Source organism: Micrococcus sp. 63XJN7_8_ISO-PGPR-S23-253, assembly GCF_056173425.1.
In genome coordinates, this window is record NZ_CM149673.1 from 1,311,961 (window position 1) to 1,325,818 (window position 13,858).

Sequence of the window (13,858 nt, forward strand, 5' to 3'; positions counted from 1 at the left end):
CTGTGCGAGAGGGGCGGCGCGTCGAAGGATCTGTGCGCGGCGGGCTGTCAGTCGGTCAGGCCCAGACGACGGCGGGCCGCGACCAGCACCCCCGCGACGGCGGCGCCGAGGCCGGCCAGCCACCAGCCGGTGGACTGCCCCGTCTCAACCGTGTCCGGGGTCGTGTGCTGCTCGTCGGCGTCGCCCTCGACCGGAGCGGTCTGCTCCTCCTCATCCTCCGGAGCCGGGGCGGCCTCGTCGCCCCGGAACGCGGCGAGCGCCGCAGCGGTGTCCGGGTCGGTCAGGTCGAGCGGCTTCCCATTGAGGACGCCGTCCTCGGCATCGAGGAAGCCGTCGTACGCGGCGGGGATCTCCTCGCCGACATGCACGGTGACGGTCTGGACGTGGGCGACGTGGTCGCTGTGGAAGTCGACGGTGAAGGTGTCCGTGCCGACGAACCCCTCCTCCGGGATGTACCAGGCACGGAGCTCGGAGTGCTCCGAGTCACGGAACGCGAAGACCTCACCGTGGGCCGGCTCGGTCACGACCTCCGCGTAGGTGCCCTCCATCGTCGGCGCCGCGACCAGGTGGACGATCTCGGCGCCCACCACCCCGGGTGCCAGCTGCATGGCCGAGTCCCAGACCAGGGGCCGGTCCCCGAGGTGGCCCGTCTGCGGGCCGTCGACGGAGTGCACGGCCGCCCCCTGATCGTCGGCGAGGTCGGCGTCCGCCTGGAGGGTGATGCCCATGTTCAGCATCCGCCCGTCGGCCACGACGTCGTACCGCACGAGGCCTTCCCCGGCCGCGCCGAGCGCGCGGCGGGTCTCCAGGACGTCCACCGCGCCGCCGTCGATGACGTCCAGGGCGGTGAACTCGACCTCCTGGCCGCCCTCCAGGCGGGTGCCGTCCTCGGCCACCGGCGTGATCATGAGCGTGAGGTCCCCCGGATCGTAGCCGTCGTAGGTCTGGAAGAAGGCCGCGGTGACGTTCTCGTGGTCGACGGCCTGGAAGTAGCCGGCCTGGGGGCCATGGGCGTCGTCCCAGGCGGCGGCGGGGCCGGCGAGCGCGACGGTGGTCATGAGGCCGGCGGCGGCGAGGGCGGCGGGCAGGTGACGGAGAGAGGGACGACGGGTACGGATAACGGACATGGCAGCTCCTCACTGAGTCGGCCGAACAGGGCCGGCGGCCCCCGCCTCTGCAGCACCGGTGTTCCGGGCTCGATGGGCGGGGTCGCCTCGAGTCTGTCCGCCCAGAGCCTGCCGTGAAAGGGCTGTGCGACGTCGATGCGTGATCGACGCGGGACCGCAACCCGGCCGTGACCGGCGGGGGTGCTGTGCGGGGGCGCGGAGCACAGAGTGGTCACGACGGGGCCGGTACGACGACGAAGGCCCGGTCCGCATGGACCGGGCCTTCTGACTGGTGGAGGTAAGGGGATTCGAACCCCTGACCTTCTGCATGCCATGCAGACGCGCTACCAACTGCGCCATACCCCCAGGTGGGTGGTGACTCCGTTCCCGGCGGACCGGCTGGAGCACCTGGATAGGATACCCAGCCCGTGGCAACCGCGCAAACTGGCTGGGCGGCGTCGATGGACCGCCGCGGCCCCACGGCCTAGCGTGCAGGAGACGCACCCGTGCCCGCCGCCAGCCCAGGAGGTCCCGCATGTCCCCCACCGACGCACCGATCCGCACCGCGCTCATCGGCTACGGCTTCGCCGGGACGACGTTCCACGTCCCGCTCCTCCGCGCCACGGCGGGAGTCGCGCTCACCCATGTCGTCTCGAGCCGCCCGGAGGCGGTGCACGCGGACCTGCCGGACGTCGTCGTGGTGCCCGACATGGACGCGCTCCTGGCGCGCCATGACGTGGACCTCGTGGTGATCGCCGCCCCGAACGACCAGCACGCCCCGCTGGCGCGCGCCGCCCTGAGGGCGGGCAGGCACGTGGTGGTGGACAAGCCCTTCACGCTGAGTCTCGCGGAGGCGCGGGAGCTGCGCGACCTCGCGGCCGCGACGGGGCGGGTGCTGCGGGTGTTCCAGAACCGTCGCTTCGACAGCGACTTCCTGGGCATCGCCGAGCTGGTCCGCTCCGGCCTGCTCGGGGACGTCGTCCACCTCGAGTCCCGGATCGACCGCTTCCGCCCGACCGTCCGGAACCGCTGGCGGGAAGCCGCGGTGCCCGGGGGCGGCATCTGGTTCGACCTCGGCCCGCACCTGGTCGACCAGGCGCTCCTGCTCTTCGGCGTCCCCGATCTCGTGGACGCCGACCTCGCGGCCCTGCGCCGGGGCGCCCCGGTGGAGGACTGGGCGCACTGCGTGCTGCACTACCCGGGCCGGCGCGTGGTCCTGCAGGCGTCGATGCTCGTGGCCGGCGGCAGCCCGCGCTTCGCGGTCCACGGCACGCGCGGCTCCGCGGTGAAGGAACTGCCGGATCAGCAGGAGGCGCAGCTGCGCGCGGGCCTGTTCCCCGGCGCCGAGGGCTGGGGCGTCGACCCCGACCCGATCCTCCTGCACGACGGGGAGGGGAACACCGAGCGCGTCCCCGCGCCGATCGGAGCCCAGCAGCGGTCCTACGCGGGCGTGCGCGACGCGATCCTCGGCCGCTCGAACGACGACGCGGCCACCCCCGACCAGGCCCTCGCCGTGATGGCGGTGTTGGAGGCCGCCGTCGCCTCCGCACGGGAGGGTCGTGCGGTGGAACCCGCACTCACGGCGGTGGAGCGCGCCGCGTTCCCGGGGGTGTCCCCGGCACCGACCGCGGCGGAGCGACATCACCGCGGTTCTGCACTGCGGTGATGTCGCAGGGCGGCGGTCGAGTCCCGAGCCCGCGCAGGAGCCCGACGACGACGAAGGCCCGGTCCGTATGGACCGGGCCTTCTGACTGGTGGAGGTAAGGGGATTCGAACCCCTGACCTTCTGCATGCCATGCAGACGCGCTACCAACTGCGCCATACCCCCAGATGTGGGCGTCACCCGCGATGTTCACGCGCCGTTTCCGGCCCGTTTGCCTCGCTGGCAACTCGACCAGCGTACATGGTCCCCGCGCGGGCGCCAAATCGGCGTCCGGGCCGGGGTGCCCTCAGATGCCGTAGCCCTCGAGGGCCCAGTCGCCCCAGCCCTCGGCCCCGGTGTCCGGAGTGAACGCGCCCTGCAGCACGGCGGCGCGGGCGTTGCCGATCCGCTCCATCGCCGCGAAGGCCTCGCCCTCGTGACGCAGGAGCAGCCCCGCGGCCGCGCGGATCAGCGCACCGTGGGCCACGGCGAGCAGGGTCTGGGCGCCCCCGTCGCGCGGGGTGTCGCCCCAGTGCGGGGGCACGTGGCCGCGCAGCGCGCGCAGGGCCCGCTCGCCGCCCCCGCGCAGGGTCTCCCCGCCGACGGGGCCGGCGTCGAGCGCCGGCACGGCCCGCCAGAGGCGGTGCTCGTCCGGCCAGCGTTCCGCGATGGCACTGAGCTCGAGGCCTTCCCACTCTCCCCCGGCCAGCTCCATCAGCTCCGGGTCGACGGCCACGGACGCCGCGCCCACCCGGGCCTGGAGGACGATCTCGGCCGTGCGCCGCGCCCGGGCCAGCGGGGAGCACACGGCCACGAGCTCCTCCGCGTCCTCGAGCAGATCGCCCACGGGCCCGCCGGCGGCGCGGCGCGCCTGCCGCTCCCCCTCGGCGTTCAGCTCGATGTCCGTGTGCCCCTGGTACCGGTCCAGGGCGTTCCAGTCGGTCTCGCCGTGACGCAGCAGGATCAGGCGCATCTCGCGGACGCGCTCAGGAGGCGTGCGAGGCGGAGGCGCCGTCGTCCTGGGCGGCCGCGTCCGGGCGGGTGCTCTCCTCCGGCAGGCCGAGGTCGATCGCCGGGGTGTCCTTCCACAGGCGGTCCAGCGCATAGAACTCGCGGTCCTCGCGATGCTGGACGTGCACCACGAAGTGCCCGTAGTCGAGCAGCACCCAGTGGCCGTCGGACCGGCCCTCGCGACGCAGCGGCTTGAGCTGCTCGTCCTTCAGCAGCGCCTCCTCGACGCCGTCGACGATCGCGTTGACCTGACGCTCCGAGGCGCCGGAGGCGATCAGGAAGGCGTCGGTCAGGCCGAGCCGCTCGGCCACGTCGAACGCGACGATGTGCGTGCCGAGCTTGTCCGCGGCGGCGGCTGCGGCGGTGGTGAGGGCGTCCAGGGTGGTCTGGGGAACGGTCACGAGGTCTCCTCTTCCGAGACGTAGAGGTGGTGCTTGGCGATGTATTGGACGACGCCGTCCGGGACGAGATACCAGACGGGCCGGCCCCGGCGGACGCGCTCCCGGCAGTCCGTGGAGGAGATCGCCATGGCGGGGATCTCCATCAGGGACACGTCATCGCCCAGACCCATGTCCGAGAGGTCGTGGCCGGGACGGGTGACACCGACGAAGTGCGCCAGGTCCCAGAGCTCGTCCACGTCCTTCCACGTGAGGATCTGGCCCATGGCGTCCGCGCCGGTGATGAAGAACAGCTCGGCGTCCGGGTGCAGGCGGCGCAGGTCCCGCAGCGTGTCCACGGTGTAGGTCACGCCGGGACGGTCGATGTCCACGCGGGAGACGGTGAACCGGGGGTTGGAGGCGGTGGCCACCACGGTCATGAGGTAGCGGTCCTCGGCCGGGGAGACCTGCCGGTCCGACTTCTGCCACGGCTGACCCGTGGGGACGAAGACGACCTCGTCCAGCTCGAACTCGGCGGCCACCTCGGAGGCGGCCACGAGGTGCCCGTGGTGGATCGGGTCGAAGGTGCCGCCCATGATGCCGAGGCGACGACGGCGCACGCCCCCGGCAGTGGGCTCGGGGACGGGGGTGCGGGAGGCGACGGTCATGCGCTCAGGAGACGAACGGACGGCCCGCCGCGTCGCCCCCGGCGGAGGCGGCGACGCGGCGGGCCGGTGAGACGTCAGTGACCGGAGGTGTGCGAGCCGCGGCCGGTGCCGTGGTGCTGGACCGCGGTGGTGGGCTCGGGCAGGCGCAGCGCGCGGGAGCGCATGGACATGGTGGCGGCCAGGGCGGCCATCAGCAGCGCGAAGACGAGCACGCCGTACCAGATGGGGTCCATCGGCAGCTCGTTGACGACGTGGTGGCCCTCGGCGGCGGCCAGGATCAGGGAGGTGTTCAGCATGGATGCTCCTCAGTGCAGCGGGTCAGACGGCCTGGCCGGGGCCGGGCCGAAGGGGTCCTGGTGTCCATCGTAGCCCGGCTCAGCGGCGGATCTGCCCGTCGCCGCGCAGGATCCACTTGGTGGTCGTGAGCTCCTCCAGGCCCATGGGCCCGCGTGCGTGCATCTTCTGGGTGGAGATGCCCACTTCGGCACCGAGGCCGAGCTCGCCGCCGTCGGTGAAGCGCGTGGACGCGTTCACGATGACGGCCGCGGCGTCCACCTCGGTGATGAACCGCTCGGCCGCGGCCAGGTCGTTCGTGACGATGGCCTCGGTGTGGCCCGTGGACCACCGGCCGATGTGCTCCATCGCCTGGTCGAGGGAGTCCACGACGCGCACGGCCATCTCCATGTCCAGGTACTCGGTGCCCCAGTCCTCCTCCGTGGCGTCCACGGCGTCCCGGGCGTGGTCGCCGCGGTCGGCCAGCGTGGGCAGCCAGGCCCGCGCGGCCTCGTCCACGTGCAGCAGCACGCCGGCGCGGGTGAGGGCGCGCAGCACTTCGCGGCCCGTCTCCTCCGCGTCCCGGTGGAGCAGCAGGGTCTCGGCCGCATTGCACACGGAGGTGCGGTGGGTCTTCGAGTTGAGTGCGATGTCCACCGCCATCTGCTTGGGTGCGGCGGCGTCCACGTACAGATGCACGTTGCCCTCACCCGTCTCGATCACGGGCACCCGGGCCTCGCGGACCACGCGCTGGATCAGCTCACGGCCGCCGCGCGGGACGAGGACGTCCACCGCGCCACGAGCGGCCATCAGCGCGGCGACGCCGGGACGTCCGAGATCGTCGATGCCCTGGATGATGTTGGGGTCGAAGCCCTGATCCACGAGCGCCTCCCGCAACACCTGGATCAGGACCGCGTTGGTGGACTCCGCGGCCGAGCCGCCGCGCAGGATCACGCCGTTGCCCGACTTCAGGGCGATGCCGGCGATGTCCACCGTGACGTTCGGACGGGCCTCGTACACGGCGCCCACGACGCCCAGGGGCACCCGCACCTGGCTCATCCGCACGCCGTTGGGCAGCGGACCGCCGCGGACCACGGTGCCCACGGGGTCCGGCAGGCCGGCCAGGGTCTCCAGGGCGAGGGCCAGCGCCTCGACGCGCGCCTCGTCCAGCTTGAGCCGGTCCAGCATGGCCGCCGAGGTGCCGGCCTCGCGGCCGCGGTTGCGGTCCTCGCGGTTGGCCGTGATGATCGCGGCCGCGTTGGCTCGCAGGGCCTCAGCCATGTGGCGCAGGACGGCGTCCTTGCGGACGCGGCCGGCGGTGGCCAGCTCGGGCACGGCCTGACGCGCCCACTCGGCCCGTTGGCGGATGGCCTCCTCGACCTCGGGCGTCGGCGCCTCGGCGTCCTGGCGGCCGGACTGATCCTGGGGTGCGGTGCTCTCGGTGGTCTGCATGCCTCCAGCCTATCGAGCGCCCCGGACGAGGCACGAGGCCCGGTCCGTCGACTCGGCCGGAGCCCGTGCTGGTCAGCGCTGCGGCGGAGCCAGGCGCACCCAGTCGTCCGCGTGCACGACGACGCCGTCGTAACCCGCGCCGAGGTCCTCGCGGAGGTCGGCGGTCGTCCGTCCGAGCATGGCGGGCAGCTGCGACGAGGAGTACTGCACGAGGCCGCGCGCCCGCACCCGGCCGTGTGCGTCCACGATCTCGACGACGTCGCCCGGCGTGAAGTCACCCGTGCAGCCGGTGATGCCCGCGGCCAGCAGGGAGCGGCCGCGGTCGATCGCCCCGGCCACCGCGCCGTCGTCGATGACGAGCCGGCCCCGGACCTCCGCCGTGAGGCCGAGCCACGCCGCGCGTGCGGACCGGCGGCGGCCGGTGGCGGAGAACCACGTGCCCACGTCCTGCCCCGCGAACGCGGCGCCCGCGTTCGCGGCCGAGGTGAGCAGGGTCGGGATGCCGGTGGTGGCCGCGATGCCGGCCGCGTCCACCTTGGTCACCATGCCGCCCGTGCCCACGCCCGCGGAACCGGGCACGCGCACGTCGACGCCGGCCAGGTCGTCGTCCGAGGTGACCTCCGGGATGCGCCGCGCGTCCGGGTGCGAGGGGTGGCCCGTGTAGAGGGCGTCCACGTCCGAGAGCAGGACCAGCAGGTCCGCCTTGCAGAGGTTGGCGGTGAGGGCCGCGAGGCGGTCGTTGTCGCCGAAGCGGATCTCGCGCGTGGCCACGGCGTCGTTCTCGTTCACGATCGGCATCACGTCGAGCGTGAGCAGCCGCGACAGGGCGCGGTGCGCGTTCGTGTACTGGGTGCGCCGCATGAGCTCCTCGGCGGTCAGGAGCACCTGGGCCACCTCGGTGTCGTGCCGGCCGAAGCTCGTGGTGTAGTGCGCCATGAGCTTGCTCTGGCCGACCGCCGCCGAGGCCTGCTGGGTGGCGGTGTCCTTGGGGCGTCGGCCCAGCCCGAGGTGGGGGAAGCCGGCCGCGACGGCGCCGGAGGACACGAGCACCACCTGGGTGCCCTTCTGCCGCTCGGCGGCGAGGACGTCCACGAGCCGATCGATGGCCTCCACGTCCAGGCCGTCCGGGGTGGTCAACGAGGACGAGCCGATCTTCACGACCACTCGGCGCGCGGCCTGCATCGTCTCCCGCGAGGTCACGGGGTTGGCCCGCGGGTCATCGGAGCCGCGCGTGGCGGGGGTCGGATAGCGGGTGACGACGGTGCGCCGCACGGACATGGATCATCCCTCTCGATCGTCGGTGTCGTTCCACAGGCCGGAGCGTCGCTCGGCCTCCATCTCGGCCCGGGTCGCCGCACGGGCGGCCCGGCGGGCATCCTGCTCGGCGCGCTTCTCCGCACGGGTCGCGCGGGTGCGCTCGTCGAGCCGCAGGTCGGTGCCACGCGGCCCGGCGAGCAGCTCGGCTCCCGCGGACAGCGTGGGCTCCCAGTCGAAGACCACGCCCGTGACGTCGTCGCCGATCACCACGGCGTCGCCCGGCCTCGCACCGGCCTTGAACAGGCCGTCCTCGACGCCGGCCCGCTGAAGCCGGTCCGCAAGGTAGCCGATCGCCTCGTCGTTCTGGAAGTCCGTCTGGGCCACCCACCGCTCGGGCTTCTCGCCGCGCACGCGGAACAGCGGCTCGAGGTTGCGCTCCTCGCGGCGGATCGTGAACTCGGCCCGCTCGCCACGGCGGCAATGCCGGCGCGGCACCTCGACAGGCGCGGCCGGCACGGGCTCGACCACCCGGGAACGGGCCTCCGCCACGAGCTCGGCCATGGCGTACTTGAGGGCGTCCAGGCCCTCGCGGGCCAGCGCCGAGATGTCGAAGACCCGCAGGCCACGGCCCTCGAGCTCGTCGCGGACCATGTCCGCCATCGCGGCGCCGTCGGGCAGGTCGGTCTTGTTCAGGGCGATAAGGCGGGGCCGCTCATTCAGCGGCACGACGCCCTCCCCTCCCTGGGAGAAGACGGGCTCCACCGCGTAGGCCTCGAGCTCGGCCTCGATGGCCTCGAAGTCGGCGATCGGGTCGCGGTCGGACTCGAGGCTGCCGCAGTCGAGGACGTGCACGAGCGCGGCGCAGCGCTCGACGTGGCGCAGGAACTCCAGGCCGAGGCCGCGGCCCTCCGAGGCACCGGGTATCAGGCCCGGGACGTCGGCCACGGTGAAGCGCACGTCGCCGGCCTGCACGACCCCGAGGTTGGGCACGAGCGTGGTGAACGGGTAGTCCGCGATCTTGGGGCGGGCCGCAGACAGGGCCGCGATGAGGGAGGACTTGCCGGCCGAGGGGAAGCCCACGAGCGCGACGTCCGCCACGGTCTTGATCTCGAGCGTCAGGTCCCGGCTCTCCCCCGGCAGGCCGAGCAGCGCGAAGCCGGGCGCCTTGCGCTTCACCGAGGCCAGCGCCGCGTTGCCGAGGCCGCCCTGACCGCCGGCGGCGGCGACGTAGGTCGCACCCTCCCCCACGAGATCGGCCACGATGTTGCCCTGCTCGTCCTTGACCACCGTGCCGTCCGGCACGGGGAGCACGAGCGACTGGCCGTTCTTGCCCTCGCGGTGGTCGCCCATGCCCGGCTGGCCGTTCTCGGCGGACCGATGCGGGGCGTGGTGGTAGTCCAGCAGCGTGGTGGTCTGCGAGTCCACCACGAGGGTGATGTCGCCGCCGTCGCCGCCGTCGCCGCCGTCGGGGCCACCCAGGGGCTTGAACTTCTCGCGATGCACGGAGACGCACCCGTGCCCGCCGTTGCCGGCGGTGAGGTGGAGGACCACGCGGTCCACGAAGGCTGCCATGGGAGTGCTCCTAGGGGCTGGAGGGATCGGACTCAGACGGCCCAGGGGCCGGAGACGCCGACGGCGGGGGCGGGTCCGGTGGATGCCGGGCCCGCCCCCGCCGGGGCGTCAGGGGGTGCGGGTGTCCTCGCCGGGCGAGGGTCCGCACGCAGACCGCACGAGTGTCAGATCACTCCGCGGCGGGGACGATGTCCACGACCTTGCGGCCGCGGCGCTGGCCGAAGGCCACGGAGCCCGCGGACAGCGCGAAGAGGGTGTCGTCCTTGCCGCGGCCGACGTTGCGGCCCGGGTGGAACTTGGTGCCACGCTGGCGGACGATGATCTCGCCGGCGTTGACGTCCTCGCCGCCGTAGCGCTTGACGCCGAGGTACTGCGGGTTCGAATCGCGGCCGTTCTTCGAGGAACTGCCGGCCTTCTTATGTGCCATTGCTGTTGCCTAACCTCTCGGATGCTCGGTTTCGCCGGTGCCGGTGACGGCTCAGGCGATCCCGGTGATCTTGACCGTGGACAGCTCAGAGCGGTGGCCCTGGCGCTTCTTGTAGCCGGTCTTGTTCTTGTACTTCATGATGACGACCTTCTTGCCACGGGAGTGGGAGACGACCTCGGCGGTCACCTTCACACCGGCGGCATCGGCGCCAGCCTTGACCTCGTCCCCGTCCACCAGCATCAGAGCGGGCAGCTCGACGGAGCCACCGGTCTCAGCGGGAACGCGGTCGAGGGTAACGAGGTCTCCGACAGAAACCTTCTCCTGGCGGCCGCCAGCGCGGACAATCGCGTACACCACTTGGGACTCACTTCTCTCGACGTTTCAATGGATCAGATCGGGTTCTGCTCGCCCGCACCTCGACCGCGGCTGCGTCCGGGTCCGGCGGTCCCTCACCGGGACATGCGGGAGCGTGCGGGCGGTGAACACCGATGGTCCAGCATACTCGCTGCCGGGCGTCCGGACCAAACAGAGGCGTGTCGGCGCGTCGCCGCCGCCCGGGGCGGGCCCGGGGCGGCGGCACCGACGACGGTCAGCGGCCGCGGCGGGCCAGGTCGGCGGCCTTCACCCCGACACCGAGCATCACCGGGGCGGCACCCTGCGGCTCGGCGGGGGTGGACGCCTCGGCCACGGCCGCGGTGAAACGGCCGCCCCGGGCGCCGCCGGGCGCGGCCTGGACCTGGACGTGGACGCCGTCGGAGGACACGGCGCGACGCGAGCGCCGGCGCGGCGATCCGGGCGCCGGGGCCACCTGGGCCTCGGCCGGGGCGTCCGCGGCGGGCGTCTGCTCCACGTCCGCCGCGGGCTCCGCCGTCGGCTCGGTCGCCGCAGGCTCCACCATCACGGCCTCCTCGACGGCGGCCGGGGCGGCGGGCTGCTCGTGGACCTCGGTGGCGTCCGTGGACTCCTCGGGCGAGGGCTCGGTGGCCTCCACCGGAGCCGCGTCCGGGCGGTCGGCCGCCCGCTCGGTGGACGCGTCCGCACCGGCGGCCGGACGGACGATGCCGTCGCTCGAGGCCCGGCGGGACCGGCGGCGCCGGGGCGCCGGGGCATCCTCGGCAGGCACAGGCTCCGATGCGACCTCGGAGGTCGCGGCCGCCGAGGACTCGGCGTCCGCGGCGTCGTGCCGCGACGGCGTCGCGCGCTCCGCACCCTGGTCCTCGGCGTCGGCCTCGGTCGAGGCCGCCTCGCCACCTCGGCGGGACCGCCCACGGCCACCCCGGCGACGCCGGGACCGGCGCGGGCGGTCGCCCTGCTCGGCCGCGTCCTCCGTGGGCTCGGCCTCGGCGTCGGCCTCCGCCTCCGCGACGGCGGCCACGGCCTCCTCGGCCTGCACGACCGGGTCCTGGTGCTCGGGGGCCCCAGGGGCCTCGGAGGCCGCCTCCTCCTCGGTCTGACGGGTCTGATCGGCGGACTCGGCGGGGCCGTCGTCGTGCGACCGCGCGGCATCCTCGGCGGCGGTGTCCCCCGACTCCTCGGCGCGGCCCCGGCTGCGGCGGCGGCCCCGACGGCGCCGGCGACGCGGCGTCTCCTCCTCGTCCGCCCCGGCCGGCTGCCCGGCCTCCGCGGGCCCGGCCGACGCGGCCTCGACGGCCCCGGCCGCGGAGTCCTCGGCGGCGTCCGCCGCCTGCTCGGCGGGGGCGGACTCCTGGGCGGCGGTCTCCTCCTCGGCCACCTTGCCGGAGGCCTTCGCGATCGAGTGCAGGGCGACACGGGCGGCCTCGGCCCGCTCACGGCGCTGCCGCTCGTCCTCGGAGTCGGTGGGCTCGTCGCTCGTCGTCGTGGCCGCGGCGGCGTGGGCGTGCTCGCCCTCGCCGTCGCCCCGACGCCGGCGACGACGGCGGCCCTCCGCCTCGCCGCGCTGCTCACCGCCGGAGCGGCCCCGCTCGACGGGCGTGTCCTGGATGAGGATGCCGCGGCCGCCGCAGTGCTCGCAGGTCTCCGAGAACACCTCCACGAGCCCGGTCCCCATGCGCTTGCGCGTCATCTGGACCAGGCCGAGCGAGGTCACCTCGGCGACCTGGTGCTTCGTGCGGTCCCGGCCCAGGCACTCCACGAGACGGCGCAGCACGAGGTCACGGTTGGCCTCGAGCACCATGTCGATGAAGTCGATGACGATGATGCCGCCGATGTCCCGCAGGCGCAGCTGCCGGACGATTTCCTCGGCGGCCTCGAGGTTGTTCTTGGTGACGGTCTCCTCGAGGTTGCCGCCGGAGCCCGTGAACTTGCCGGTGTTCACGTCCACCACGGTCATGGCCTCGGTGCGGTCGATCACGAGGGAGCCGCCGGAGGGCAGGTACACCTTGCGCTCGAGCGCCTTGTGGAGCTGCTCGTCCACGCGGTGGGTGGCATACAGGTCCTCGCCGTCGTGGTCCTCCGGCACCCAGTGGTGCAGACGGCCCAGCAGGTGCGGGGCCACGTAGGTCACGTAGGCCTCGATGTTGTCCCACGTGGCCTCGCCCTGGACGAGCATGGCGGAGAAGTCCTCGTTGAAGACGTCGCGGACCGTCTTGATGGTCAGGTCCGGCTCGGCGTAGAGCAGCTCGGGGGCGAGCACCTTGGTGCCGGACGCCTTCTCCTGGATGCCTTCCCACTGGGCGCGCAGACGGTTGATGTCGTTCTGCAGCTCCTGCTCGGAGGTGCCCTCGGCCGCGGTGCGCACGATCACGCCGGCGTCCTGCGGCAGGTGGTCCTTGAGGATCTTCTTCAGACGCGAGCGCTCCACGTCCGGCAGCTTGCGGGAGATGCCGGTCATCGAGCCTCCGGGCACGTACACGAGGTAGCGGCCGGGCAGGGAGACCTGGCTGGTCAGGCGGGCGCCCTTGTGGCCCACCGGGTCCTTGGTGACCTGGACGAGCACGGTGTCGCCGGACTTGAGCGCGTTCTCGATCTTCCTGGGCTTGCCGTCCAGCTGGGCGGCGTCCCAGTTGACCTCGCCCGCGTAGAGCACGGCGTTGCGTCCGCGGCCGATGTCCACGAACGCGGCCTCCATGGACGGCAGCACGTTCTGGACCTTGCCCAGGTACACGTTGCCGATCATCGAGTCCTGCGTGGTGTGTGAGACGAAGTGCTCGGCCAGCACGCCGTCCTCGAGCACGGCGATCTGGATGCGCTGGTCGCGCTGGCGCACGAGCATCTTGCGGTCCACGGCCTCGCGGCGGGCCAGGAACTCGGCCTCGGTGATCACGGTGCGGCGACGCCCGCCCGAGCGGGAGTCGCGGCGGCGCTGGCGCTTCGCCTCGAGCCGGGTGGAGCCCTTGACGCTCTGGACGGTGTCCGGGGCGGTGCCGACGGCCTGGCGCGGTGCGCGCACGCGGGTGACGGTGTGCTCGGGATCGCCGGCCTCGCCGCCGTCGAGCTCCATGTCCACCTCGCCGCGGCGGCGCCGGCGACGCCGACGGGAGACCACGGCGCCCTCGGCACGGTCCTCGGACTCTCCGGCGTCCTCCCGGTCCTCGGCGTCCGCCGACGCGTCTGCGGCACTCTCCTCCGCGTGGCCGCCCTCGCGGGAGGGGCGACGACGGCGCGAACGCCCGGAGGTCGCCGGGTCGCCCTCGTCCTCGGAGCGCTGCCGCGAGGTGGTCTCGGTGCGCAGGACCTCGATCAGGTTCGCCGGCACGGCGAACGGGTCGGTCGGGTCGAACTGCAGCGTCGGCGCGCTCGGCTCGTCGGGCGCGTCCGCGGCGTCATCGGACGCGGGGGTCCGCTCCGGCTGAACCGCCCCGGCGGCGGTGTCCGCCGCGGTCTGCGTCACGGCCTGTGCGGCCGTCTCCTCCGCACGTTCGTCTGCGCGGGTCGTGTCCTCGTTGTTGGCCGCCATGGCAGCACCTCCCGCCGACCGACGACGCCACACTCGCCGCCGCCCGGCGTGTCCGCGTCCGCCGCCGGCCGCGTTGCCCCGGGCGCCGTGCGCCACGGGTGCGCCGGGAGGCGGACTCCGAGAAGTCATCGGGTGGACCGCGCCGACCGTCAGGGCCCGGCGCGGAACCGCTGCGCCCTCGAGATCGGGGCCTGGG

Annotated in this window: 12 protein-coding genes and 2 tRNA genes; 1 reads left to right on the forward strand and 13 read right to left on the reverse strand. The window is 73.7% G+C overall.

From position 1 onward, the window contains the following. Positions 1–47: 47 nt before the first annotated feature. Both AC0VX4_RS06035 and AC0VX4_RS06040 read right to left on the reverse strand, forming a co-directional pair. The gene (locus AC0VX4_RS06035) at positions 48–1,127 is read right to left on the reverse strand and encodes a hypothetical protein (protein ID WP_002853895.1); all 1,080 of its coding nucleotides are present in this window, start codon (positions 1,125–1,127) and stop codon (positions 48–50) included. Between the two features lie 269 nt (positions 1,128–1,396). Continuing rightward, positions 1,397–1,472: transfer RNA gene (locus AC0VX4_RS06040), tRNA-Ala, on the reverse strand. Between the two features lie 169 nt (positions 1,473–1,641). Here AC0VX4_RS06040 and AC0VX4_RS06045 point away from each other — a divergent pair. Continuing rightward, complete coding sequence (locus tag AC0VX4_RS06045; protein WP_002853897.1) at positions 1,642–2,772, forward strand: oxidoreductase; 1,131 nt, start codon at positions 1,642–1,644, stop codon at positions 2,770–2,772. Positions 2,773–2,858: 86 nt separating this feature from the next. Here AC0VX4_RS06045 and AC0VX4_RS06050 read toward each other — a convergent pair. From AC0VX4_RS06050 to AC0VX4_RS06100, 11 genes are all read right to left on the reverse strand, one after another. Beyond that, positions 2,859–2,934: transfer RNA gene (locus tag AC0VX4_RS06050), tRNA-Ala, on the reverse strand. Positions 2,935–3,055: 121 nt separating this feature from the next. After that, positions 3,056–3,721 (reverse strand): histidine phosphatase family protein, encoded by a 666-nt coding sequence (locus AC0VX4_RS06055; protein ID WP_002853899.1) that lies wholly within the window; start codon positions 3,719–3,721, stop codon positions 3,056–3,058. Positions 3,722–3,734: 13 nt separating this feature from the next. Next, positions 3,735–4,160 carry a ribosome silencing factor gene (rsfS, locus tag AC0VX4_RS06060; protein WP_002853902.1) on the reverse strand — a complete coding sequence of 142 codons (426 nt, stop codon included), beginning with the start codon at positions 4,158–4,160 and terminating at the stop codon, positions 3,735–3,737. Further along, positions 4,157–4,804, reverse strand: coding sequence for a nicotinate-nucleotide adenylyltransferase (gene nadD, locus AC0VX4_RS06065; protein WP_002853904.1), 648 nt, complete (start codon positions 4,802–4,804; stop codon positions 4,157–4,159). The genes rsfS and nadD overlap by 4 nt, the downstream gene beginning before the upstream one ends. A gap of 74 nt (positions 4,805–4,878) precedes the next feature. Further along, complete coding sequence (locus AC0VX4_RS06070) at positions 4,879–5,100, reverse strand: hypothetical protein (RefSeq protein WP_002853906.1); 222 nt, start codon at positions 5,098–5,100, stop codon at positions 4,879–4,881. A 79-nt stretch (positions 5,101–5,179) separates the two neighbouring features. Next, positions 5,180–6,529: a glutamate-5-semialdehyde dehydrogenase gene (locus AC0VX4_RS06075; protein WP_002853908.1), complete on the reverse strand. Its 1,350-nt coding sequence runs from the start codon at positions 6,527–6,529 to the stop codon at positions 5,180–5,182. A 72-nt stretch (positions 6,530–6,601) separates the two neighbouring features. Continuing rightward, a complete protein-coding gene (proB, locus tag AC0VX4_RS06080) occupies positions 6,602–7,807 on the reverse strand; it encodes a glutamate 5-kinase (protein ID WP_098471620.1) in 1,206 nt (401 codons plus the stop codon). A gap of 3 nt (positions 7,808–7,810) precedes the next feature. Continuing rightward, positions 7,811–9,358: a GTPase ObgE gene (gene obgE, locus AC0VX4_RS06085; protein WP_049160356.1), complete on the reverse strand. Its 1,548-nt coding sequence runs from the start codon at positions 9,356–9,358 to the stop codon at positions 7,811–7,813. Between the two features lie 169 nt (positions 9,359–9,527). Beyond that, positions 9,528–9,785 carry a 50S ribosomal protein L27 gene (rpmA, locus tag AC0VX4_RS06090; protein ID WP_002853915.1) on the reverse strand — a complete coding sequence of 86 codons (258 nt, stop codon included), beginning with the start codon at positions 9,783–9,785 and terminating at the stop codon, positions 9,528–9,530. A 51-nt stretch (positions 9,786–9,836) separates the two neighbouring features. Then, positions 9,837–10,142, reverse strand: a complete 306-nt coding sequence (rplU, locus tag AC0VX4_RS06095; protein ID WP_002853919.1) for a 50S ribosomal protein L21 — start codon at positions 10,140–10,142, stop codon at positions 9,837–9,839. 232 nt (positions 10,143–10,374) lie between these two features. Continuing rightward, a complete protein-coding gene (locus tag AC0VX4_RS06100; protein ID WP_239668489.1) occupies positions 10,375–13,662 on the reverse strand; it encodes an Rne/Rng family ribonuclease in 3,288 nt (1,095 codons plus the stop codon). Positions 13,663–13,858: the final 196 nt, after the last annotated feature.